This window comes from Rhodanobacter glycinis (genome assembly GCF_900114325.1).
GTDB classification, from domain to species: domain Bacteria; phylum Pseudomonadota; class Gammaproteobacteria; order Xanthomonadales; family Rhodanobacteraceae; genus Rhodanobacter_A; species Rhodanobacter_A glycinis.
The window spans coordinates 239,703-262,943 of sequence record NZ_FOSR01000002.1; the positions used below are offsets into that span (position 1 = coordinate 239,703).

10 protein-coding genes are annotated in these 23,241 nt (G+C 63.6%); 3 read left to right on the plus strand and 7 right to left on the minus strand.

What is annotated here, in order from left to right; genetic code table 11:
- Positions 1–50 precede the first annotated feature (50 nt).
- The 6 genes from BMY90_RS03380 to BMY90_RS03405 all read right to left on the minus strand — a co-directional run bounded on the left by BMY90_RS03380 (position 51) and on the right by BMY90_RS03405 (position 14,197).
- Positions 51–2,909, minus strand: a complete 2,859-nt coding sequence (locus BMY90_RS03380; RefSeq protein ID WP_092701535.1) for a TIM-barrel domain-containing protein — start codon at positions 2,907–2,909, stop codon at positions 51–53.
- Positions 2,906–5,428, minus strand: a complete 2,523-nt coding sequence (locus tag BMY90_RS03385) for a glycoside hydrolase family 3 C-terminal domain-containing protein (protein WP_092701539.1) — start codon at positions 5,426–5,428, stop codon at positions 2,906–2,908. The genes BMY90_RS03380 and BMY90_RS03385 overlap by 4 nt, the downstream gene beginning before the upstream one ends.
- An 11-nt stretch (positions 5,429–5,439) precedes the next feature.
- On the minus strand, positions 5,440–7,173 hold the full coding sequence (locus BMY90_RS03390; RefSeq protein WP_425438641.1) for a GH35 family beta-galactosidase: 1,734 nt from the start codon (positions 7,171–7,173) through the stop codon (positions 5,440–5,442).
- Positions 7,068–9,053, minus strand: a complete 1,986-nt coding sequence (locus BMY90_RS03395; RefSeq protein WP_092701542.1) for a sialate O-acetylesterase — start codon at positions 9,051–9,053, stop codon at positions 7,068–7,070. The genes BMY90_RS03390 and BMY90_RS03395 overlap by 106 nt, the downstream gene beginning before the upstream one ends.
- Positions 9,050–11,206, minus strand: coding sequence for a beta propeller repeat protein (locus BMY90_RS03400; RefSeq protein ID WP_139201675.1), 2,157 nt, complete (start codon positions 11,204–11,206; stop codon positions 9,050–9,052). The genes BMY90_RS03395 and BMY90_RS03400 overlap by 4 nt, the downstream gene beginning before the upstream one ends.
- Before the next feature lie 150 nt (positions 11,207–11,356).
- Complete coding sequence (locus BMY90_RS03405) at positions 11,357–14,197, minus strand: TonB-dependent receptor (RefSeq protein ID WP_092701546.1); 2,841 nt, start codon at positions 14,195–14,197, stop codon at positions 11,357–11,359.
- Positions 14,198–14,564: 367 nt separating this feature from the next.
- Here BMY90_RS03405 and BMY90_RS03410 point away from each other — a divergent pair, with 367 nt between their 5' ends.
- Entirely contained in the window at positions 14,565–16,166 is a 1,602-nt protein-coding gene (locus BMY90_RS03410) for an alpha-L-fucosidase (protein WP_092701819.1), read from the plus strand.
- A 241-nt stretch (positions 16,167–16,407) separates the two neighbouring features.
- On the opposite strand, the gene BMY90_RS03415 is transcribed toward BMY90_RS03410, so the two are convergent.
- A complete protein-coding gene (locus BMY90_RS03415; protein WP_245734842.1) occupies positions 16,408–19,386 on the minus strand; it encodes a TonB-dependent receptor in 2,979 nt (992 codons plus the stop codon).
- 327 nt (positions 19,387–19,713) lie between these two features.
- Here BMY90_RS03415 and BMY90_RS03420 point away from each other — a divergent pair, with 327 nt between their 5' ends.
- Positions 19,714–21,375: a glycoside hydrolase family 43 protein gene (locus BMY90_RS03420; RefSeq protein WP_245734844.1), complete on the plus strand. Its 1,662-nt coding sequence runs from the start codon at positions 19,714–19,716 to the stop codon at positions 21,373–21,375.
- A gap of 77 nt (positions 21,376–21,452) precedes the next feature.
- Positions 21,453–23,084 (plus strand): family 43 glycosylhydrolase, encoded by a 1,632-nt coding sequence (locus BMY90_RS03425; RefSeq protein WP_092701551.1) that lies wholly within the window; start codon positions 21,453–21,455, stop codon positions 23,082–23,084.
- Positions 23,085–23,241 lie beyond the last annotated feature (157 nt).

Here is a 23,241-nt window from a genome sequence, read left to right on the forward strand (position 1 = left end):
ATTCGATGATGCATGTCACTTCTCCCGCGTGTTTTTTGCTGCGTGGCCACTCAACGTTGCACCTTCAGCTCGTTGCCGTCGTATTCGACGTGTTGGTCGTGACTGCCATTCAATGCATCGGCATCCGGGTGTGTGCCATCGATGCGCCGGATGATGAACTCCCGCTTCGCCGGCGCGCCCTGACCATCGCCTTCGCGCTTGCCCAGGGTCAGTACGCCGGAGGCGTCGTCGTAGCTCATCGGAATCCGCGAGTAGTGGTCGTGCTCGTAGCCGTAGGTGGTGCCGGCATCCTCGTACAGCGAGAAGTGGCCGTTGGCTCCGGCATAGACCAGCAAGGTGATCGGCGCATCGGGTTTCGCATCGGTGTACTGCTCGGCCACCCCGGTGGGCACGATCGCGCCGGCGCGCACGAACAGCGGCATCCGCGCCAGCGGCGCCGGGGCCTGGATGGTCTGGCCGCCGGTGTAATGCTTGCCGGTGTTGAAGTCGTACCAATCGCTGCCGGCCGGCAGGTAGACCGCACGGCTGCGGGCCTGGTACCTGGTCACCGGGGCAACCAGGAAGGCCGGGCCGAACATGTACTCGTCGTTGATGTCGCGCACCTTCGCGTCATGCGGGAAGTCCATCACCAGCCCGCGCATGATGGTGCCGTCATGCCACCAAGTATTCGCTGCCAGCGTGTAGATGTACGGCATCAAGCGGTAACGGAAGCGGTCGTACCAGGCCAGCGCGTTGTACACCGGCGAGCCCGGCGGCGCGATGTTGTAGATCTCGCGCGGCACGCCCTGCCCGTGCGAACGGAAGATCGGGCTGAACGCACCGAACTGGAACCAGCGCAGGTTGAGCTCGCGCCACTCCGCCAGATTCTTCGCATCCGGCTTCATGTAGCGATCTTCGATCGCGTAACCACCGATATCGGTGGTCCAGTTGGGGATACCCGACAGCGAGAAGTTGATACCGGCGGCGATCTGGTCACGCAGGTTGCTCCAGCGCGCCACCACGTCGCCGCTCCAGCTCGCCGCGGCATTGCGCTGCTGCCCGGCGAAGGCGGAACGGGTGAGAATGAACACACGCTTGTCCGGATAGGACTTGCGGCTGCCCTGGTACACCGCCGTGGTGGTCATCAGCGGATAGCTGTTGAAGAACGCCGCACCCGGGCCCAGCGCCGTCGGTCCCATCAGCAGCTTGCGCTCGGCGATGCTGGTGTTGGAGTTAATGTCCGGCTCGGTCGCGTCCAGCCACCACGCGTCGACGCCGAGGTCACCCAGATTTTCGCGGATCTGCCGCCAGTAGATCTTGCGCGCCTCGGCCGAGTACGGGTCGTAGAACGAGCTGAGATAGCCCGGCCCTACCCAGTCCTTGACGCCTTCCTTGATGTTGCGCTGATAGATGTGGCCGCCCGCTTCCAGTTCCTTGGCATTCTTCGTGGTCGGGTAGAACTTCGGCCACACCGAGATCATGAAGTGCGCGTGCTCGGCATGCACCTGGGCGATCATCGCCTTCGGGTCGGGGTAGCGTGACTTGTCGAACTGGTGCGAGCCCCAGGCGTCATCTTTCCAGTAGCGCCAGTCCTGCACGATATTGTCCAGTGGCAAGCCCAGCTTGCGATAGCGTGCCACGGTGGCCAGCAGTTGCTGCTGCGTCTCGTAATGATCACGACTTTGCCAGAAACCGTAGGCCCAGCGCGGCAGCATCACCGCCTTGCCAGTGACGTCGCGATAGCCGGCGATGACGTCGTCGAGGTCGTTGCCATCGATGAAGTAGTAGTCGACCGCGTGGCCCAGCTCGGAAAACAGCGACAGCTCGTTCTGCTCGGCCGCCGGCAGCGGGTCCAGATGGTCCAGCGCGATGTAGCCCGACTGCGGCGTCCACTCGATGCGAATCGTGTGCTTCTCGCCAGGCTCCATCGCCACGGTGAAATCGCGATACCAGGGATTCCAGTTCTGCCGCCAATCGTCCAGCACCAGCTTGTGGTCGATATACAGCTTGAAGTAACCGCTGGCGTAGAGCCGGAACTTGTGCACGCCGGCCACGTCCGAAGCCAGCGAGCCCTTCCATTCCACCGTCTGACCGGGCCCACCGGTGACGCCTTTCGCGCCGGTCAACGCCGCCGGCCAGCGCTTCAGATCCTTCAGGTATTCATAGTCGATGCTCGATTCGTCGCGACGCAGCTTCAGCTTGCCGTCGACGTAATAACTGGCGGTGAGGCCACCAGGCTTGCCGTTGGCGTCGAACAGTTTCAGACCGTGATCGATCATCTGGTACGGACGCGGATCACCGAAGCGGGTAATCGAATTGTTGTCCCACAGCACGCCGTAATTGCGCGATGACACCACGAACGGAATCGCGATATCCATGTTGTGCTGGGCCAGCTCGACGTCCTTGCCCTTGTAGTTCACCGTGCCTTGCTGATGTTGGCCCAGGCCGTAGAACGCCTCGTCGGCCGGCGACGCGAACTGCTGGCGAATCGCATAGAACGACTTGCCCTGCACCGTCACCGGGGTGAAGTTGCGCCCGTCGGGCTGCTCGGCCAGGATCGGCTTGCCATCGTGATCGAAAAAGCTCACCGCGCCATCGCGCAGCGACACCTTCGCCTCGATCGCCGAGGTATCCAGCTCCACCGTGCCGTCGTGTTCGTGCACGCTGAAATGGCTATCGCCGCCGGTCTTCAATGCCATCAGGCTGGGCGGCAGATCGAAACCACCCTGCGGCACCGCGGTGACATGGATGATGTGGTTGGATACCACGCGCAGCCGCACCTTTTGCTGTGAGCCATCGACGCTGACCACGATGCCGTCGGGCAAGCGAGTGACATGGGCGGCGGTGGGCGGCACGGCGGCATGCGCAGCACCGAGGCATAACCCCGACGCCAGCAAGGCCACCAGGATGGGAAGACGGTTGGGACTCATCGCGGATTCTCCAGGGTCAGGTCGGCTGCCAGCGGCGTATGGTTGGATGCATCGCCCACGCGGATCACGAAGCGGCCCGGGTCGATCTTCCAGTCATTGTGTTTTGGGTCGTAGTAAGCGAACGCGTGCCGGTCCAGCGTCAGTGTGACGTGCCGGGTCTGGCCCGGCTCGAGGCGCACCTTCTGGAACGCTTTCAGTTCACGCTCCGGCCGCAGCACCGTCGCGGACGGGTCGCTCACATACAGCTGCGCCACCTCGGCCCCGGCACGCGCACCGGTATTGCGTACGTCGAACGATACCTTGACCGTGTCGCCGGCATGCGCGGTTGGCGCCACCGCCAGATGCGCGAACGCGAACGTGGTGTACGACAGGCCATAGCCGAACGCGAACAGCGGCTGCGGCTTGTGCGGGTGGCTGGTATACCAGCGATAGCCGACGAACAGGCCCTCACCGTAGTTCACTGACGGATGCGTGCCGGCCGGGTGCGGCGGCGCGTAATAGAAATCGTGCGTGGGATTGTCTTCCCAACGGCGCTCGAAGCTGATCGGCAGTTTGCCCTCCGGCGAGCGCGCACCGAACAGCACCTCGGCCACGGCGCGGCCACCTTCCTGCCCCGGGTACCAGTTCTGCAGCAGCGCCGGCACCTGGCCCAACCAGTTCGCGGTGGTGTAACCCCCACCCGAGGTCACCGTCACCACCGTCTTCGGATTCGCCTTGGCCACCGCCTCGATCAGCGCTTCCTGGCCCCACGGCAGCGCATAGGTGCGGTCATACGCCTCGCTTTCGGAACTGGGGTCGAAGCCCACCGCCACCACCGCGGCATCGGCCATCGCAGCCATCTTCACCGCATCGGGCGAGATCAGCTCATCGACCGCCACCACGCCCAGGCCCATGCGGCTGTAACTCACGTCGGGCAGATAATCGAGGCGAATCGTCACCACCTGCTTCGCCGCAAGGTCCAACGTGGCATACAGCGGCGCCTGACCTTCCCGCTTGGGCTGCGCAATCACCGATTTGCCATCCACATACAGCGTATAGGTGTCGGCGCTGGCCGCTGCAGTCAGGAACAGGTATCGGCCGGCATGCGGCGCCACGAAGCGGCCACTCCAGCGAATGCTGCGACGTAACGTTGCTGGCGTCGTCCACAACTCCGGCTTCCACTGGTCAACATGGGCATCGATGCCGATCGTGACCGGCGCGCCGCGAAAGTCGGGATTGTCGAACGTCTCGCGCTGCAAGCCGGGCTGACCTTTGGCGGTGGTGAAACCGTCACGCTTGAACACCGCATCCGGCGTGGGCAGGCCCGGGCTGTACAGCACGCGCACGCGCTGGCCGAGATAGTCGGTGATGCCACCGAGAATGCTCACGGTGTGAAACGTATCCACATGCGAACTGCCACCAGCCGTGGCGTTGCCGGGATAGGCATCGGGGCCGATCACCGCAATCGTCTTCATCGTGTTCGCGTCGAACGGCAACACATGATGGTCGTTCTTCAGCAGCACCAGCGATTCGCGCGCCGACTCCAGTGCGACCTGATCGTTGTGCGGATCGAGCAGCGGTTGCGCCAGCTCCTGCTGCGGGCGATCGAGGAAGCCAAAGCGCACCGCGGTGCGCAGGATGCGTCGCACCTTGTCGTCCAGCGCAGCCTTCGACAAGCTGCCATCGCGCAGTGCAGGCAACAGCAGCGCGGGCGTCATCTTGTCGGCTGCCGGCATCTCCAGGTCGAGGCCGGCCTTGAACGCCTTGAGGCCATCGCTCACCGCGCCCCAGTCGGACATGTAGATGCCGTCGAAGCCCCAATCGTGCTTCAGAATGCCGTCCACCAGCGCCTTGTTCTCGGCCATGTAATCGCCGTTGACCAGGTTATAGCTGCTCATCACCGCGCCGACATGACCCTGCTTCACCGCCATCTCGAAGGCGCGCAGATAAATCTCGTGCAGCGGCCGTGGCGCGATCACCGAGTTGAGCTGGCGACGGTCGTATTCGGAATTGTTGCCGGCGAAATGCTTGATCGTGGCCACCACGCCCTGACTCTGGATACCGTCGATCAAACCCACCGCCGTGCGACCGGCCAGGTAGGGGTCTTCGCCGTAGTACTCCATGCTCCGGCCGTTCAACGGCGAGCGGTAGATGTTCACCGCTGGGCCAAGCAGGAAGCTGATATCGCGGGCGCGGGCATCGCGGCCCATGGCGGCGCCCACGCGTTGCGCCAGCGCCGGATCCCAGCTCGCCGCCAACGCAATGCCGGCGGCATACGCGGTGGATTTTCCACCCATGCGCACACCATACGGACCGTCGGACATGCCCAGCGCCGGCAGGCCGATCGACGGCTCGGCGCGAACATCGAAACCATCGGCTCCGCCGAGCAGCGCGACCTTCTGCTCCAGCGTGAGCTTGTGCAGCAGGTTATCGACGCGATGCTCCACCGCCGGCGAATCCGCTGACGGCACGGACGCCAGCGCCGGCAACGCGAACCCGGTGAACACGAGCGCCACGGAGAAAGTTTTCCAACGAATCATGCATGCATCCTTCAATACGTGGCCAGCTTGACGTGCAGCCACTGCGGCGCACTGGTGAAGTTGAGGCCGTAGTCAGTCTGGTCGCCGTTCCACACGCGCATGAACTGCCACTTTCCGTCGACGTAGCGTCCCTCCTCGACGCGGTCGTACAAGGCATGCCGGCCGGCGTTGTGACCGCTCGGCTGGAAGCTCACGCGCACGTGGTCGCCGGTCACCAGGTAATCATCAGGACCGAGCTGGACGATCAACACGCCACCCTCCGGCGTCGGATTGCCTTTCGCCTCGGGCGTGCCGAACAGCGGCTGGCCGTAGCTGATCTGTGCCTGCCAGTCGCCCAGGTCGAGCTGCTGCGTATGCGTTTTCTCCGGCTCGGAGGCGCCCCAGACCTTGCCCTCGAAACTGGCCTTGGCGACCAGCGACGCGATCGGACGCAACAAGGCGTAGTTCAGGGCAAACGGTTTCAGGGTGTCCGCATCCACCTTGCGCGCACCCAACGGCCAGTTGGAGTAACCGGTGTAATCCATGCCGAATGGCGAGAAGCCGATCGCCTGTTTGCCCAGCGCGGCGAACACGTAGCGCGCATACGGCGCCGCGCTGCCGGTTTCGCCGACGAACAGCGGGTTGTCGGCGCGGCTGTAGCGGCCCAGCACGGTGGTGTACTTGGCGTACTCGGGCATGTAGATGTCCGGCGCGATCAGATCGAGCGCGGGCGCTGCGGCGCGCCAGATATCCAGCACGTTGTCGGTCGGGCCGCCGCTGGCATAGCCGCCAGGTGGTCCGGGGTGGAACGGATCGCGCAAGGCGACGTTGGTGTACATCGGCAGGTCGTAGACGGCCTTGCCGGCGGCGGCCACCTGGTCGATGTAGTGCGCGATGGCCCAGGCGTAGGAGTATTCCGCCGCATGCTTGCCGAACACCTGCGACCAGCTGCCGGCAGGCTTTCCGGTCTTCTTCAGCACCGCCACGGGAACCGGCGACTGCAGCAAACGGGTACCGGCCGCGGAGTAGTCGCGATCAGTACCGTAGGTGCCCGACTCGTTTTCCACCTGCACCATGATCACGGTGTGGCGGTCACCATCGATGCCACGCAAGTGTTTCATCAGCGCCACGAACGCACTGCGGTCGGCATCCAGCGTGCTGCGGGCAAACGGCGACATCGAATTGAGCGTGCCGCCATCTTTCTTCAGCACGCGCGGAAAGCGTCGGTTGTCCAGCTTCACCCACGCCGGCGCGTAGTTCGGGCCGTTGTTCTTCCAGGTGGCGAACCACAGCAGCACCAGCCGCACATGCTGTTCGCGCGCCTGCTGCACCAGGGTGTCGAGAAAGCTGAAATCGAAATGTCCCTCGGTAGGTTCGATCTGTTCCCACGCAATCGGCATCTGCACGGTGTTCACGTGCAGGGCTTCCATCGCCGGCCACACCTGCGGCAACATCGCCGGCCAGTTGCTGGAGTTGTTCACCTGCGCGCACAGCATCAGGTAGGGCTGTCCATCCACCAGCAACATGTGCCGGCCGTCCTGGCTGACCACGCGCGGCAACGACGAAGCAGTCGCCGGTAACGCGGCGGCCAGACCAAGTACGAGGGCAGCGGCGCACCACAGGCGGCGCATCATGGATGAATGCATCGTCATCTCCGGTTTCATCGGGGCATCTGCATCGGCGCAGCCAGCTTCGTGGTACGGAAGGGCCAGGCCGGCAAGCCGGCGTGGTCGATCAGGTTGGCATCGACCGGGTCTTCGTTCCATGCGTAGCGCACGGCCACCGGGTGGCGCAGCATCGCGTTCCACACCACGACGGTTGCGCCTTCGATACGCGCCTGCGCCGGCAGGTAATGCCCGTCGCCGCCGGCCATCTCGAAGCCGCGTACGGTCCGTCCACCCCCGCGCACCGCCAGTGCTTCACCCTGCGTGTCGAACGACAACACCGCCTTGGCACCATCCACCCGCATGGCATGGAAGACCGGCCCGGCATCGACCACCTTGTCGCCGAACACCACGTGACGTGCCACCAATGCCAGTCGATGTCCCACGTCCTGCTTGTCGGTGGGATGGATGGTTTCGGTGCTGCCGATATCGATGGTCACCGCCTGCCCGGTGGCGGGCAGTGCCAGCGCAGCGGATTGCGATTCACGCAGTCCCGCCCACGGACTGGAGTCCGCGGTGTCCTCGCCGGCTTTGAAGTTGGCCAGCTGCACCCACAGGAACGGCAGCCGCGGTTGTTTCCACGCGGCGCGCCAGGAGCTGATCAGCGCCTTGAACTGGTCACGGTAGGCCAGCGCGTTGCGGTTGCCGTCCAGTGCATTGGCCTCGCCCTGGTACCAGACCACGCCGCGCAACGGATAACCCTCAAGCGGGTGGATCATCGCGTTGTAGAGCAGGGTCGGCGTCACCTCGCGCGTCTCGGTAGGCACCAGCGTTACCGCGGCCGGATGGAAGTGCCACGTACCTGCCAACGTGCGGCGCGCACCGTCTTGTGGCTGCACATAGAGCTCGCTGGCCGGACCATGGATGCCGCCACCGTCGTCCAGGTCGTCCACCCGGATGGCGAGCGTGTTGTTGCCCGCATGCAAGGCCGCGGCCGGCACCTTGTAGACACGCTGCAGGTTCCATTGCCGCTCGGTTTGACCGATCAGCCGGCCATTGACGTAGCTGCGGTCGGAATCGTCGATTTCGCCCAACCCCAGAGTGACGCCGTGACGTGCCTCGTCGGCGCTCAAGATGAACTGCGTGCGGTACCACGCGATACCGTCCATGTCGTAGTAGCCGACCGTTTCCCAGTACGCTGGCACAGCGATGTTCGCCCATGATGATTCGTCGAGCTTTGCCGCCGCCCAGGCGAACTTGCCGGCCGCGTCCATCACATCACCATGCTGTTCCGGCCAGCGTGCAAGACGTTGCCGGGTGCGATCGAGTTTCGCCGTCTCTGCGGCCGTGGCCGTTTTCATGCTGGCGACCAGCGCCTTCACGCCTACATGACCGATACGCGCACTCGTCCACGCTTCGATACTGCTGCCGCCCCAGCTGCTGTTGACCAAACCTTGCGGCACATGGGTGCGCACCTGCATGTCGCGTGCAAAGAACCAGCACACGGCGGAGAACTGGCCAACGGTCGACGGACTGGCCGCGACCCAGCTGCCGCCCTGCAGCCGTTTCAGCGGCGCGGTGGATGCGGCGTGCGGAATCTTGAACTGGCGGATCGACGGATCGTTCGCCTTCGCTTCCTCGGCCGCGGCGTCGCGACCTTCGGAAACCATGAACTCCATGTTCGACTGGCCCGAGCACAACCACACATCGCCGACCAGCACATCGCCGACCAGCACATCGCCGACGCGGCGATGCTGATACCCGTCGTCGACATCCAGTGCGTAGGGGCCACCGGCCGGATGGGCCGGCAAGGTCGCATCCCAGCGTCCCTGCGCATCGGCGACCGCCACGACATGCCTGCCGTCGAAGCCCAGCTTCACCCGCGACCCCGGCGTGTCCCAGCCCCACACGCGCATCGGCTGGTCGCGCTGCAACACGGCGCCCGGCGAGAACAGTCGAGGCAATGTGAGCGTGGTGGCCTGCGTCGCCAGCGGCAGCAGCGCGCCCAGGCTCAACGCGCCGGATAAAACGAGGCGCTTCATGGTGCCGTTTCCATTGGTTCGCCATAGACAATGCCGCGCCCGCTGGTGGCCAGATACACACGGCCGAACACGCGCGGGTCGCCGACAAGATGCGTAATGCGACCATAGCGATGCGCCGCATCATTGATGCGCTGCCAGTGGCCGCCGTCATCGATGGAGCGGAAAATGCCCTGGTGTCCGTCAAGCCGGCCGGCCACGAACAAGGTCGACTCGTGCCGCCCTTGCGCAGGCTTGCCGAAACCGAAGGCATCCACACCGGTGAGGCCGGCAAAGCGTTGCTGCACGTTGCCGGCGTCATCGCCACGCAGCAACGGCAGATCACGCGCCGCGAGATAGAGCACGCCGGCCGCGTCCGGCACCGCCTGCAATTGCACGTGATCGTGGCCCTGCGCGGCTGCACCAAGGCGACCCCGAATCGGCCCGAATGTCACGCCGCCATCCTGGCTGGCAAACAATGCCCCGGTATGCGGATCGAACGCCGCAAGGCGCCGCGGATCGACGCGATCACCCACGACGACCACCGTGCCAGGCAGCCTCTGCACGGTCTGCCAGTGCCGGCCGAAATCGCGGGTGATATAGACGTGCCGCGCATGCCGCGGCGCCCACAGCACAGCGCTGCCATCGGCGGTGAGTGCAATGCTGCCGGCGCCGTCGCCGTCCGGCGGTTCGCTGGCGAAGGCCTGCCAGTGCCGGCCATCGTCATCGGACCAAGCCGCGCGCATGGCCGGCCCGAACGGTTCACGCAGGTAACCGCTGCGCACGATCAGTGTTGGACGCTGCCCCGCGTAGTCGATGCTTTCGCTGTTGGCATAGCGCGGCGGTGCCTGGAACTGCAACGGCGCCACGGCAAGGTCGTCGTGCCGAAAACCGTCGAGATCGCCGATCGCGCTCAGCAAGTGCGCGCCCTGCGGCGGGCTGATCAGGCCCAGCGGCACGGTTTCCTCAAGCCCGCGATCCTGGAACCACCAGTGCACCTTGGCGCCAAGATCGAGCCGGCGCATGTCGCGCGAAGCCCAGATGCCGTAGCCGGTGACGAACATCACGTGGTCGGGATCGAATGGATCGATGGCCACGGTGGTCATCCAGTGCGGCGCATGCCCCACCGTCCATGCCGCACCGCTGTGATCGAACACCGAGTGCGCGAAGACCTCGGTCCAGTGCGCGCCGCGATCGGTACTGCGGAACAGCAGGTCGTGCGGCGTGTAGTGATGATGGGTGCTGGCGATCAACACCTTCGGATCGGAGGGGTCAACGGCCACATCGCCCCAGCCGAAGCCCGGCGGTTTGCCGTTGCCATGCAAGGGCGTGATGTCGGTCCAGTGGCCGCTGGACGACTGCCAGCGCCACACGGCGCCGTCGTTCATGGTGTCCGGGCCTGGCTCGTCGCCATAGCTCAGGTAATAGTTGCCATCGGTGGCACGATGCATGTGGCTGGGCCGCAAGCCGACAGGCTGCCCCGGCACGGCGCTCCAGTGGCGCCCGCCGTCGACGGAACGGAACAGACTGGTCTGTCGGGTGGACACGCCGGCATAGAGCACCGGGGTCGGCGTACCGTGCCGGCCACTGGCCGGATCGAACACCACGAATACAATGCCGATGGGTTGCGTGCGCCACGTGTTACGCGCACTGGCCGACGACGAGGTTGCCACCGCCGGGAAGCTGTCGACCTTTGCCCAGTGCGCACCGTAATCATCGCTGCGCCACAGGCCGGCATCGGGTGAGCCAAGGAACAGAATGCGGCCATCGTTCGGATCGACCGCCAGGCGTTCGCCATTGCCACGCCCCAGCTCATTGCCGCCAAGCTTGAACGGCAGGTCAGTGCGCTCGAAATGACGTCCCTGGTCGTGCGAACGCAGGATCGCGGCATCGCCCGCCTGCGACGTGGTGTAGGTGCCCGCCGCCAGGTACAGGCGCTGCGGATCGGCGGGATCAAGTGCCAGGCTCTCGATACCCAGCAGATTCTCGTCCTTCGCCCCGATCCAGTCGGTCAGTGGTATCCAGCGCGCACGCGCCCGATCCCAGCGATACGCACCGCCCACGTCAGTGCGCGCATAGATCAGGCCGCGTACGGCAGGATGGAAGACCAGGCCACTGACATAGCCTCCGCCTTCGATACGCACGTTGCGCCAGCGATAGGACACACCATGCGCCATGATTAAGGTCGTCGTGCATGCAAGCACGACGACCAGGAGAAACGTGCAACCGCCAAGCTTGGGGAGAGACCAGCGTCGCGTGAGTCGTTGCATCGTTCTTCCATTCGTTGCGTGCCGGCCTCCCCGAGGTGGCCGACACCGGACACTTCATCAGAAGCTCAACTGGGCCTTCAGGCTGAGCATGCGGTCATTGATCTGCACGTCACGCGGAAGCGTGTCGAGGCCGAAGTTCGTGGCTCGCTTGGTGTTGGTCAGGTTCACCGCCGCCGCGGTCAGCGAGAAGTCGCGGGTGAAGTGATACGTCACCGACGCGTCCACCTGGCCGAAGGCCTTGTCGTAGATCGGCAGGCTACCGGTACCGTTGCCCTGGGTCGTTTCCACCCACTGGCTGCGCCAGTTGTAGGCGACGCGAGCCGAGATCGGCCCCTTCTCGTACATCAGGATCAGGTTGTAGCTGTTCTTCGACAGGCCTTCCAGCGGAACCAGCAGCGGATTGCCCGACGTATCATAGGCGTCCGGACTTGGCGCCTTGCTGTACACGTAGGTGTAATTGGCCTGCACGCCCAATCCGTCGAAGGGCGACGGCAGGAAATCGAAGAAGGTCTGGTAACCCGCTTCGGCACCCTTGATCACGCCGTTCTTGCCGTTCACCAGGCTGCTGATGGCGTAATTGTGGAGCACGCCGAGCTGGTCGATCTCGGGCTTTTCAAGCGTAACCGTCTGTACGAAACCGTCCACGCTCTTGTAGAACAGGCCGCCGTACAACAGTTGCGATGGCGACATGTACCATTCCAGCGAGGTGTCGTACTGTTTCGCCGTCATCGGCTTCAGATACGGGTTGCCACCCGCCGTGCCGGTGTAGGCATTGACGCCGGTGGTGGCATCCGGCGTACTCAACTGCAACATCGGATTGAGCTGATCGAAAGTCGGCCGCGACAACGCTTTCGATGCGGCGAAGCGCCACTGCAGCTTGTCGGTCAGATGGAAAGTGAGGTTGAGGCTGGGCAGGAACGAGTTGTAGGACTGGCCCACGTTCAACGGCAAGGTTTCACCCAGCGAGTTCACCAGCGCACCGTCTGAACTGAGCTTGGTGTGGACGGCACGAATACCGATGTTGCCGTCGTACGGAATGCTGCCGATCTGGCTGCCGAACGTGATCAGGCCGTAGCCACCATAGGTGTTCTGGCCCTGGTTGTTGATGCCCGTGGCGGGATAGCTGAGCGGCGTGTTCTCGCCGAACATCGACAGCGAGTTGACGTAGTCGAACAGCAACGCGGGATTCGGCGTGATGGTGGAACCGAACGTGTCGGCATTGCCGTGGAAGAAGTCGCCGTACGTCTTGATCACCGCCGCCGACGCCGGATAATTGGAAAGCGGCTGGCCGATGTAGACGAAGCGATAACCCGAATCCTCGGTCTCGGCGGTGCGATGGGTGGTGCGCACGCCGAACTTGATCGACTGGAAGAAATCGCCGCCCAGCGTGTACTCGCCATCGGCCCGCCACGCGAATTCGCGCCCCGTGGCGTTGGTCTTGTCATCCAGCAGATAGCCGAACGTGTTGTTGGCCGGATTGGTTGTGTAGGCCGTGTCCACTTTCAGCACCGGCAGGCTGCCGCTGATGTCCTGATAGAGATACGGCGTCGTGCTGCTGGTATTGAGGATGTAGCGAAAGGTGTTGGTCTTCGCCGTGATGTACTGGAAATCGGTCTTCAGCGTGAGGTTGTTGGTCGCGTTCCACGAAGCACCCCAGGTGTAGTCCGTGGTGATCGAGTGCCGCGTGGTCAGGCTGCTGTTGGAGGCGACGGGAATCCCTGCCGTGGTCACTCCGTTCGGATCGGGATTGCCATCGGCACCCAGTGTGCCCGTGCCATCAAACGTGCCACTGAGGAAGTTGCCGCTGGGACCGAACGCGTACGGCTTGCTCGTATCCAGGACGATCGGCGTGGTGCCGGTATAGGCAAAATACGAGTAGTCGTTCCACTGGAAGTGGTAGTCCGAGCGTACCGCCTGCGCGTACAGCTGCAGGTCATTGTTGGGGCGCCACTGCAACGCGATGACGCTGCCCATGCGACGACGTTCACCCACGGTCTCACCGACGCCGCCGCCATGCGGAACCTCGAGCGTCTGACCGGCGTAGTTCGGATAATTGGCATACGCGCCGCCGGAACCCGCCTGTATGGCATAGAAAGGTTCGGTCGAGATGACGTCCTGACGGAATGCGTGCTTCTGATAGGCCAGGTCCACCAGCAAGCCGAATTCACCGGCGCTGGTATGCCAGCGGTTGCTGTACAGCACCGAGGCGGAAGGCTTGTTTTTCTTGGCCAGGTCGGCGTAATCGTCCTCGGCACTGATCGCGAATTTCTGCCCCTTGAAATCGAATGGCATGTGCGTGCGCAGGTTGACCGTGCCACCGATGCCACCTTCGATCATCTCCGCCGAAGGGTTCTTGTACACGTCGATGCCGGCCAGCAATTCGGCGGGCACGTCCTCGAAGCTCAGTGTGTCGCCGCCGTTGGCGGTAAAGCTGTCGCCGCCATTGATTTCGGTGCGCACCTGGGTCAGGCCGCGAATGGCGATGCTGCTGCCCTCGCCGTAGTTACGATCGATCTGGACGCCGGAAATGCGTTGCAATGCCTCGGCCACGTTGTTGTCAGGCAACTTGCCGATGTCTTCGGCCACGACCGAATCCACGATCTGGTCGGCGTTCTCCTTCCGCGATATCGCCGACTCCATACTCGCGCGTACGCCGATGACCTGCACCGCAGCCATCTCGGTGGGTTTCTGCTTGTCGTGCTTGCTCTTGCCGGTCGCCGGGGTCGCATTGGTTTGCGCGGTACCGCCAGTCGCCGCCGTCGTGTCATCTTGAGTCGTGGTGCTTTGCTGCGCATGCGCAACCGCCGGCCCATACATCAACACCAGGCCCAGTGCGATCGCGGCAGACAAGCGCGCCAGCGGCCGGCCCGCAGTCTTTTCGTGCAATCGTTCGATCATGGTTCTCTCCCCCACATCGTCAGTTCGCGGACCTGGGTACATTCCCGGCCCTGTTGTCAGATTGGATTCCCGGCTTCGTGGCTGCCGTGGCGGTAACCGTGCCTTCGTTCCGTTCATGCCTTCCCCACGCGGGGATCAATGCATGCTGAAGCGATGCGAGTGGAATGCACAATTACGAAATCGAGTGTGGCCGGTAACGTTTATTCATATGCGTTCGCCACATCATCCCCGGAAAGATGTACGGGCCTGCTAGATTTTCCATGCCTCGTCGCATGCCGCGCCAGGCCGATTCCAACAGCCCGGGGGGCGAATGCAAACCCAGTCCTTTCCTTGCCCACGGCTGGTTCGCCATGGCCTGTTCGCCTGCATGGCCCTGTCGCTATACGCGCCCCTCGCCCAGGCGAACAAGGCCTCCGCACCCACCGCATCGACGCTGACTCAGGAACAGGCCGACCTGCGCTGGCAACAGGCAATGCGACGTTTCGACCCGGCGCGGCACGCCATGCTCGATACGGTGGCGCAGGGTGCTGCACAGGGACCGTTCCACCCGGACTGGGCCTCGCTGCGCGCCTATCGTGCGCCGGCATGGTTTGCGAACGCCAAGTTCGGCATCTTCGTGCATTGGGGCGTCTACTCGGTACCGGCGTTTGCCAACGAATGGTATCCACGCAACATGTACGACCAGCGCACGCGCGAATATGCGCACCAGGTCGCCACGCACGGCTCGCTGGCCCATTTCGGCTACAAGGACTACATCCCGCTGTTCAAGGCCGAGCATTGGGATCCTGCCCGCTGGGCGGCGCTGTTCCGTGCGGCGGGCGCACGCTATGTGGTGGGCGTGGCCGAACACTCCGACGGCTTCGCCATGTACAACTCGAAACTGTCCGACTGGACCTCGGTGAAGATGGGGCCGCACCGCGACGTGATCGGTGAGCTGGGCAAGGCCGTGCATGCCGATGGCCTGCGCTTCGGCGTTTCCTCGCACACCGCCGAGAACGACTGGTTCTTCCACCATGGCCGGGAAATCGACTCGGACGTCAACGACCCGCGTTACGCCGGCCTCTATGGCCCGGCTGTTGCCCAGTTGCCGGGCCCGCATGACCCGGCCGACCAGGACCTGGCCGACGACTGGACTTACGTCTCGCAAGCCTGGGTGAACGACTGGCTGGCACGCACTGCCGAACTGGAGAAGTACTACCACCCCGACCTGATCTACCTCGACTGGTGGGTCGGCCAGCCCGCCTTCCGGCTGGCACTGCCCAAGCTGCTCGCCTACTACTACAACGACGGCGCGCGTCGCGGTGGCGTGGTGCTCACCTACAAGCTCAAGGCGCTGGCTGATGGCAGCGCCACCCTGGACGTGGAACGCGGCCAGCTCGGCGCGATCCGCGCACAACCGTGGCAGACCGATACCACGATCAGTCGCAGTTCGTGGGGCTACGTGAAACACGACAGCTACCGAGGCGCCAACGAGATCCTGCAACTGCTCGCCGACGTGGTCAGCAAGAACGGCAACCTGCTGCTGGACATCGGCCCGCGTCCGGACGGCACCATCGTGCAGCAGGAACAGGACGTGCTGCGCCAGATCGGCGCATGGCTGCACGTGAATGGGGCGGCCATCTACGGCAGTCGGCCGTGGCGCGTTTTCGGTGATGGTCCCACCACGCAAGCTGCCGGCGCGTTTCAGGAAAAGCAGGCCAAGCCCTACACGTGGCGAGACTTCCGCTTCACGCGGAACCACGGGCATGTGTATGCGATCGAACTCGGCTGGCCGAATGGCGGCACCGTCACCATCGGCGCAATCAAACCGGCCGATGGCGTGCGCAACGTGCGCCTGCTCGGCTCCAGCGAGCCGGTCAATTGGCAGAGCTCGCCAAAGGGTTTGGTCATCCATCCCGGCAAGCGCCCGTCCGGGCCAGCCACCTATGTCTACGAGATCGATCTCGCGAGCGCCGGCACCAACCACTGAAATCTTGCGCCGACCCGGCGGTGCCCCGGGCGTCCGCTACAAGCGAATTCCACACACACCGTCGCCTGCATCGGGGCACGTGATCCCGTTCGTCGATGTCGCCCGGCAACCGCCTCCGTTCCGTCCGATCCGCGCGCCGAAACCGGATCGACCGTGACGAGGCTTTCGTGCGGAGGCAGGGCAGCCAGCGCTGGCCACCCTGCCTCCTGCCAGAATCCACCCGATGCTTCAGGCGTCGCGATCAGAACGTCGCGCGCAGCGTCAACGCATAACGGGTGTCGTTCACGTACCACGAAGTGATGTGCTTGCCGGCTCCATTCTGATACATGATCGTGCGCTGCTCGGCATTGTTGATGTTGTTCATCTCCAGGCCGAGCTTCAAGTGTCTGTTGAACGCGTAGAAGATCGAGCCGTCCAGTTGTCCGTAGGCATCGGCGAACACCGGCAGCTTCCACGGAATGTTGTTGTCGGTGCCGTTGTAGCCATTCGGACCGATCGACAGCAGATACTGGCTGCGCCAGTTGTAGGCCAACCGGATCTGCCACGGACCGTGCTCGTAGAAGCCGGCGACATTGAGAGAATCCCGCGACAAGCCATCCGCCGGGAGGCTGCCGTAACCCGAGCCATCCGTGTCCAGCGGCACCGCAGTCGTGTCGTTCGGCACATGGGTCCTGCTGCGGATGTAGGTGTAGTTCGCCGACATGCCGAAACCCTTGACTGGCAGGAAGTCGAAGAACTGGTTCCAGCCGATTTCCGCGCCATTGATCGTCGCCTTGCCGACGTTCACCGGACGGGTAATCAGATACTGGTAATTGTTGCCGTCGATGCCTGGATACGTCACGAACTCCGACTCGTTGCGGAAATAATTGCTTAGCGACTTGCGAAACAGGTTGACCCAAGCCATGCCGCCGCGGTCCTGATCGAAGTACCACTCCAGCGACAGATCGAACTGGTTGGCCTTCATCGGCGTCAGGTACGGGTTGCTGGTGGACGTGCCAGTCAGAGTCAGCTTGTCGATCGGCAGGACGGTGGTGCCGGCCGGCGGCGTATAGCCTGACACCACGCCGGCATTGAGAATCTGATAGGCCTGCATCTGGCTGAAGTCCGGCCGCGCGATCGCCTTGGAAAAGGCAAAGCGCGCGAGCAGGTTCGGCGCGAACTCCCACTTCACGTTGAAGCTGGGCAGGACGTCGGTGTACTCGTTGCGGGCACTGATGGGAGTAGACTGACCCGTGCCCAGATAGGGCGCCAACGCCTGGTTGGGATACACCAGGAAGCCTTGGCCGGCATTTCTGGTCTTCACCGCACGCACGCCGATGTTGCCGCTCAGATGGGCATCGTCCACCCCGAAGTCGAGCATGGCGTACACCGCGTAGGTCTTCTCGTGCTGGATGTTGGTGTGCGCGGCATCGAGCAGCGTGGGCTGGTACGGGGCGTCGTAGCCGTTGCCGGGGATGTAATACGGAATGGCGGCGTTGTGGATGTCCGCGTAGCTGCCCGGATAGCCCAGCGCGGTCGACGGCACCGGTGCATAGAACGCACCTGGTACGCCGGCGTCACCCTTGTAGAAATTCTTGAACGTGTCCAGGTGCACCAGGCTGCTATTGATCGTGCCGTTCAAGTCCAGCCCGGGCAAAGCGCCGCTGGGCAGTGCCCAGCCTTGCATCCAGGTCTGGAACACGGGCACCCAGTTGTAGCCGGTATCGATGTTGTCGGCATAGCGATTGGTCAGGCGCACGCCAGCCCTCACCCCTTGCACGAACCCATCGGCGAAGGTGTGATCAATGTCGGCACGCCAGGCCAGTTCTCTCGCATAGTTCTGATCCTGGTGATCCTGGGTGAACCCCCAGTAGTAATTGGCGGGGTTCCCGGTGAAGTCGGAATCGACGCCGAGGTGTGGCGGGCTGCTGCCGTTCAGGGCGACGTCGATGTAGGGCACGTTGGTACCCAGGGCCACCGTGGAATCCAGACTGTTGGTGGTGGCCTTGACGAACTGCACCGCGCTCGTGATCTCGGTGCTCGTGCCCAGCCGCCACTTCATCCCGGTGGAGAAATCGGTGGTCTTGGAGTGGCTGTTGGAGGCGCGGATGTCGGTGCCCATCGGCATGCCGCCGCTCTGCGTGAGGCGACCGGACTGGAACACCCCGCCGTTGACGACGCTCGGCTGGCTGGCATCCACCATCACCTGCGTCGGGTCGTTGCTCACGAAGATCGCATCCTCGTTCCAGACCTCGTGGTATTTGCTCTGGAACGCGGTGGCGTGAAAATCAAGATTGTCGCTGGGACGCCACTGAAAGGCCAGGTAGGTGCCATCACGCTTGCGATCGTAAAGCAAGGTGCGCCAGTCGGCGCCGCGCGGCACCCACGTGCCACTGGCGTTCTTGAAGAACGGACGCACAAACAGGCCATCGGTGCGCGTGGACAGTTGGGAATCGGCGACATCGACGAGGAAACCCATCTCGCCGAGACGGGTGTGCCAGCGATTGCTGTAGAGCACCGAGCCGGACGGCTTGTACTTCTTGACGAAGTTGCCGTAGTTCTCGCTGACGGAAGCGGCGATCTTCTGGCCCTGGAAGTCGAACGGCATGAAGGTGCGCAGGTTCACCGTGCCGCCCAGGCCGCCCTCGATCATGTCGGCCGTCTGGTTCTTGTAGACATCGATGCCAGACATCAATTCCGGCGGCACGTCCTGGAAGCTTAGCGCGCGCCCACCGTTGGCGGAGAAACTGTCCCCCCCATTCAATTCGGAACGCACCTGCGTGAGGCCGCGCACCTGCACGCCATTGCCTTCGGCAGAGAAGTGTTCCGGATCCCCCTGGGAGAGGAAATGGTCGATGGTGACGCCGGGAATGCGCGCCAGGGTATCAGTGACGCTGCGATCGGGCAGCGCACCGATATCCGTGGCGGATACCGAATCGACGAAAGTATCCGCGTAGCGCTTGACGTCCTGCGCCTGCTCGACTGATGCACGAATACCGGTCACGACAACGGCCTGGAGGTTCTTGACCTCCTTGGCATCGGCTTTTGCACGCTTTTTTTTGGCAGCCTTGGCGGCTGGCTGGCCCTGGTCTTGTGCTGCCGGCGTTGACGACACCGGACCCGCATGGGCAACCAGAGGGGCATAGAGCAACAGGCCCATGGCAATCGCAGCGGACAAGCGCGCCAGCGGCAGCGCTCGACCCGCCGAACTACATCCAGCCTGAAGGGTGGTCTCAGTCATGATCAAAGCTCTCCCCGGAAATGATGGTCGATCGCCGGCAAGGCTTGTCGGCAACCCTGGTTCTTCCGCGCCTCCCCATTCCAGGCAGCGGTGTATGGCGATTCGTGGCCAAGTGCCCTTTTCGCAGGTCTGGATGTTGGGGCGCAGCGCTACGAACTGACAATTACGAAAACAAGGGCGCCGGGTAATGTTTATTCATTTGCGAACGCGTCATGACCGCTGCACGGTGCCAACCGACTGGTAGTTTGCGCAGTGACTCATGGACGTTCGCAGGGTTCTGCCACGTCATTCCGGGAGCCCCCGATGCCATCGCTGTGGAGTAAGGATGTGAAACGCTGCCTGCTCGCGCTGATCTGCCTGCTGCTGGTTCCCGTCGCGCAAGCGGGAAGCGCGCTGTTCACCCGCATCCACTACCAGGGCGCCGACGGTGGCCCCACGCCCACGACATCGCAATACCGCAATCCGATACTGGCAGGCTTTTATCCCGATCCATCGATCATCCGTGTCGGCGACGATTTCTACCTGGTCAATTCCAGCTTCGGTTATTTCCCCGGCCTGCCCGTATTCCACAGCCGCGACCTGGTCGACTGGACGCAGATCGGCAACGCCATCGACCGCCCCGGCCAAATCGACTACGGCCGACACGAGCTGACCCGCGGCCTGTTCGCGGCCTCGATCAGCTACCACGGTGGCACGTTTTACATCACCAACACCTGCTTCTACTGCGACGGCGGCAACTACGTCATCACCGCGAAGAATCCGGCCGGGCCATGGTCGAATCCGGTGTGGTTCGGCATTGAGGGGATCGATCCTTCGCTGTTCTTCGACAGCGACGGCAAGGCGTGGCTGGTCAACAACGGCATGCCCGTGGGCAAACCTCGCTACGAAGGCCATCGGGCGATCTGGATCCAGCAGTTCGACCCGACGTCGATGAAGCTGGTCGGTCCGCGCAAGGTGATCGTGGATGGCGGCACCGATCCTTCCGCCGATCCGCAATACGTGGAAGGCCCGCACCTGTTCCGGCGCGGCAGCTGGTATTACCTCATCGCAGCCCAGGGCGGCACCGGCGAGCAGCATGCGGAGATGGTCTGGCGCAGCCATCATGTGACCGGTCCTTATATGGCATGGTCAGGCAACCCGGTGCTGACCCAGCGTGATCTCGATCCGGCGCGCGCCCATCCCGTCACGTCGGCAGGCCATGCACAATTCGTCGAGTTGAAGGATGGCTCGTGGTGGTCGGTGTTCCTGGCCACGCGGCCTTACCGCGGCAACCAGTACAACCTTGGCCGCGAAACCTTCCTGCTACCGGTGCACTGGCACGATGACTGGCCGCAAGTGCTTCCCCACGACACGCCGGTGCCGTTGGTCGCCACGCGTCCGCCGCTTCCGCGCACCGCCTCTACGCAACCGACGACGGGCCCGTTCGGCTGGACCGAACACTTCCATGGCCCCGGCTTGCCACTGGCATGGATGACCATCAACGTGCCGCGCACGCACTGGTACGCCACCGGTTCGAAGGGACTGCGAATCACTCCTTCGGCAACCCCACTGGGTGACTATGCCAACGGCCAGCCGGCCTATGTCGCGCATCGGCTGCAACACCGTGTCGCCTCGCTGGAAGCCACACTCGACGCCGCTCTGCTGGCACCGAACGAACAGGCCGGCCTGGCACTGTTCCAGAACGAAACCCACTTCTATGCGGCGATGCGGGTGCATGACCACTCCGGCAACGCCGTGGTGCTTTACCGCCGCACCAGCAAGGACGAACCCGCTGCCGGCACGCCAATCGCACGCGTGGCACTGGGCAAAACGACACAGCCACTTCGGCTGCGCTTCCAGCTTGACGGCGCGCGGCTGGACGCGTGGTACGCGCAAGGCTCCGGAGCGTGGCAACCGCTGGCGCGAAACCTGGATGCCAGCGTACTCAGCACCGCCACAGCCGGCGGCTTTACCGGCGTGACCTTCGGCCCGTATGCCTACCGGAAATAGCCAAACTGGCTGCGACGCCAGCCCATGCAATCCGTCAAGTACGCACGGCTTCAAAACGTTCATCGGGAAAACCAATCATGCCTGACTTGGGCCGCAGAGACCTTTTCAAAGCCCTGGCAACAGGAGCCATTGCCATCCCCCTCGCCCGAACGATCCACTCCGACCCGGTCCGTCCATGTGTCGGTCCCGAGCCGCACTGGGCCAAGGGCATCGAGGATCAACGCAAGGCCGACCTTGGCGACGGCACCTACATCAATCCCGTTGTTGCCGGCGATCATCCCGACCCCACCGTGCTCAAGGACGGCGACGACTACTACATGACGTTTTCGCCATTCTTCGCCTCGCCCGGACTCGTCATCTGGCATTCGACCGACCTGGTCAACTGGGCGCCGATCGGCACCGCACTGCACAAGCCGATGGGCACGGTATGGGCTGTCGACCTGTGCAAATACAAGAACCGCTACTACATCTACCTGCCAGCCCAGCAAGCCGGCGGGGACTGGTCGATCCACGTCATCTGGGCCGACGATATCCGCGGCCCATGGAGCGAACCGGTCGATCTCGATATCGCCGGCTGCATCGATCCGGGACACGTGGTCGGTGAAGACGGCCGACGCTACCTGTTCGTCAACGGCATTCGAATGATCCGCCTGACCGACGATGGCCTGGCTACCGACGGCCCGCTGCAACACGCCTATACGCCATGGCAATACCCGAAGGACTGGATTGTCGAGGACTTCGCCCCGGAAGGCCCCAAACTGCTGCGACGCGCTGACTGGTTCTACCTGGTCAGCGCCGTGGGCGGCACGGCGGGTCCGCCGACGGGGCACATGGTCATCGTGGCCCGCTCGAAGTCGGTACACGGTCCGTGGGAAAACTGTCCGCACAATCCCATCGTGCGCACCCGGTCGGCCGCCGAACCGTGGTGGTCGCGTGGCCACGCCACCCTGGTCGAAGGACCAGCCGGGGACTGGTGGATGATCTATCACGGCTACGAGAACGGCTTCAGGACACTGGGCCGCCAAACCTTGCTGGAACCGATGGCGTGGACTGCAGATGGTTGGCCACGCGCCACCGGAAGCGATTTGTCCCGCCCGCTTCGCAAGCCCGCGGGCGGCTCGGCAAGTGCGGATGGCATGGCGCTTTCGGACGATTTTTCCAGCAACCGGTTCGGCACCCTGTGGTCCTTCCACCGTCCGCGACCATATGAAATGCAGCGGGCCAGATATACGGGCAAGGCACTGGAGTTCCGCGGGTTCGGCAGCTCACCAGCGGACAGTGCGCCGCTGGTATGCAGCGTGGGCGACCGCGCCTACGTGGCGGAAATCACCTTCGAACTGTCCGGCGATGCGGAAGGTGGCCTGCTGCTTTTCTACAACCACAAGGCTTTCGTGGGTGTCGGCTTCACGCCGGACACGATCAAGACCTTCGAATACGCGCAGGAACTGGACTGGGCTCGCATCGCGAAGAAAAGCCGGCATGTGCGCGTGCGGGTCACCAACGACCATAACGTGGTGACCTATGCGTACTCGCACGACGACGGCCGCAGCTGGCAACTGCATACCATCCGCATGGAGGTATCCGGCATCCACCACAACGTGTTCGGCGATTTCCTGTGCCTCAAGCTGGGCATCTACAGCGCCGGCAGCGGAACGTTGCGACTGAGCGATTTCCGCTATCACGCCATCGCGGGCAACCCGCTGATCTGACATCGCGCACTCCCGACAAACATGCGCCCCCCTTATTGGAATCGTTGGCTGGCGGGGTGCGGATACGCACGCACCGATCAAGCCCTGCTCTCCTGTTCAACGGGCCGGGACATGCTCTGATCACTGGCATGCGTGCATGCCTGTATTGCATTGCCGC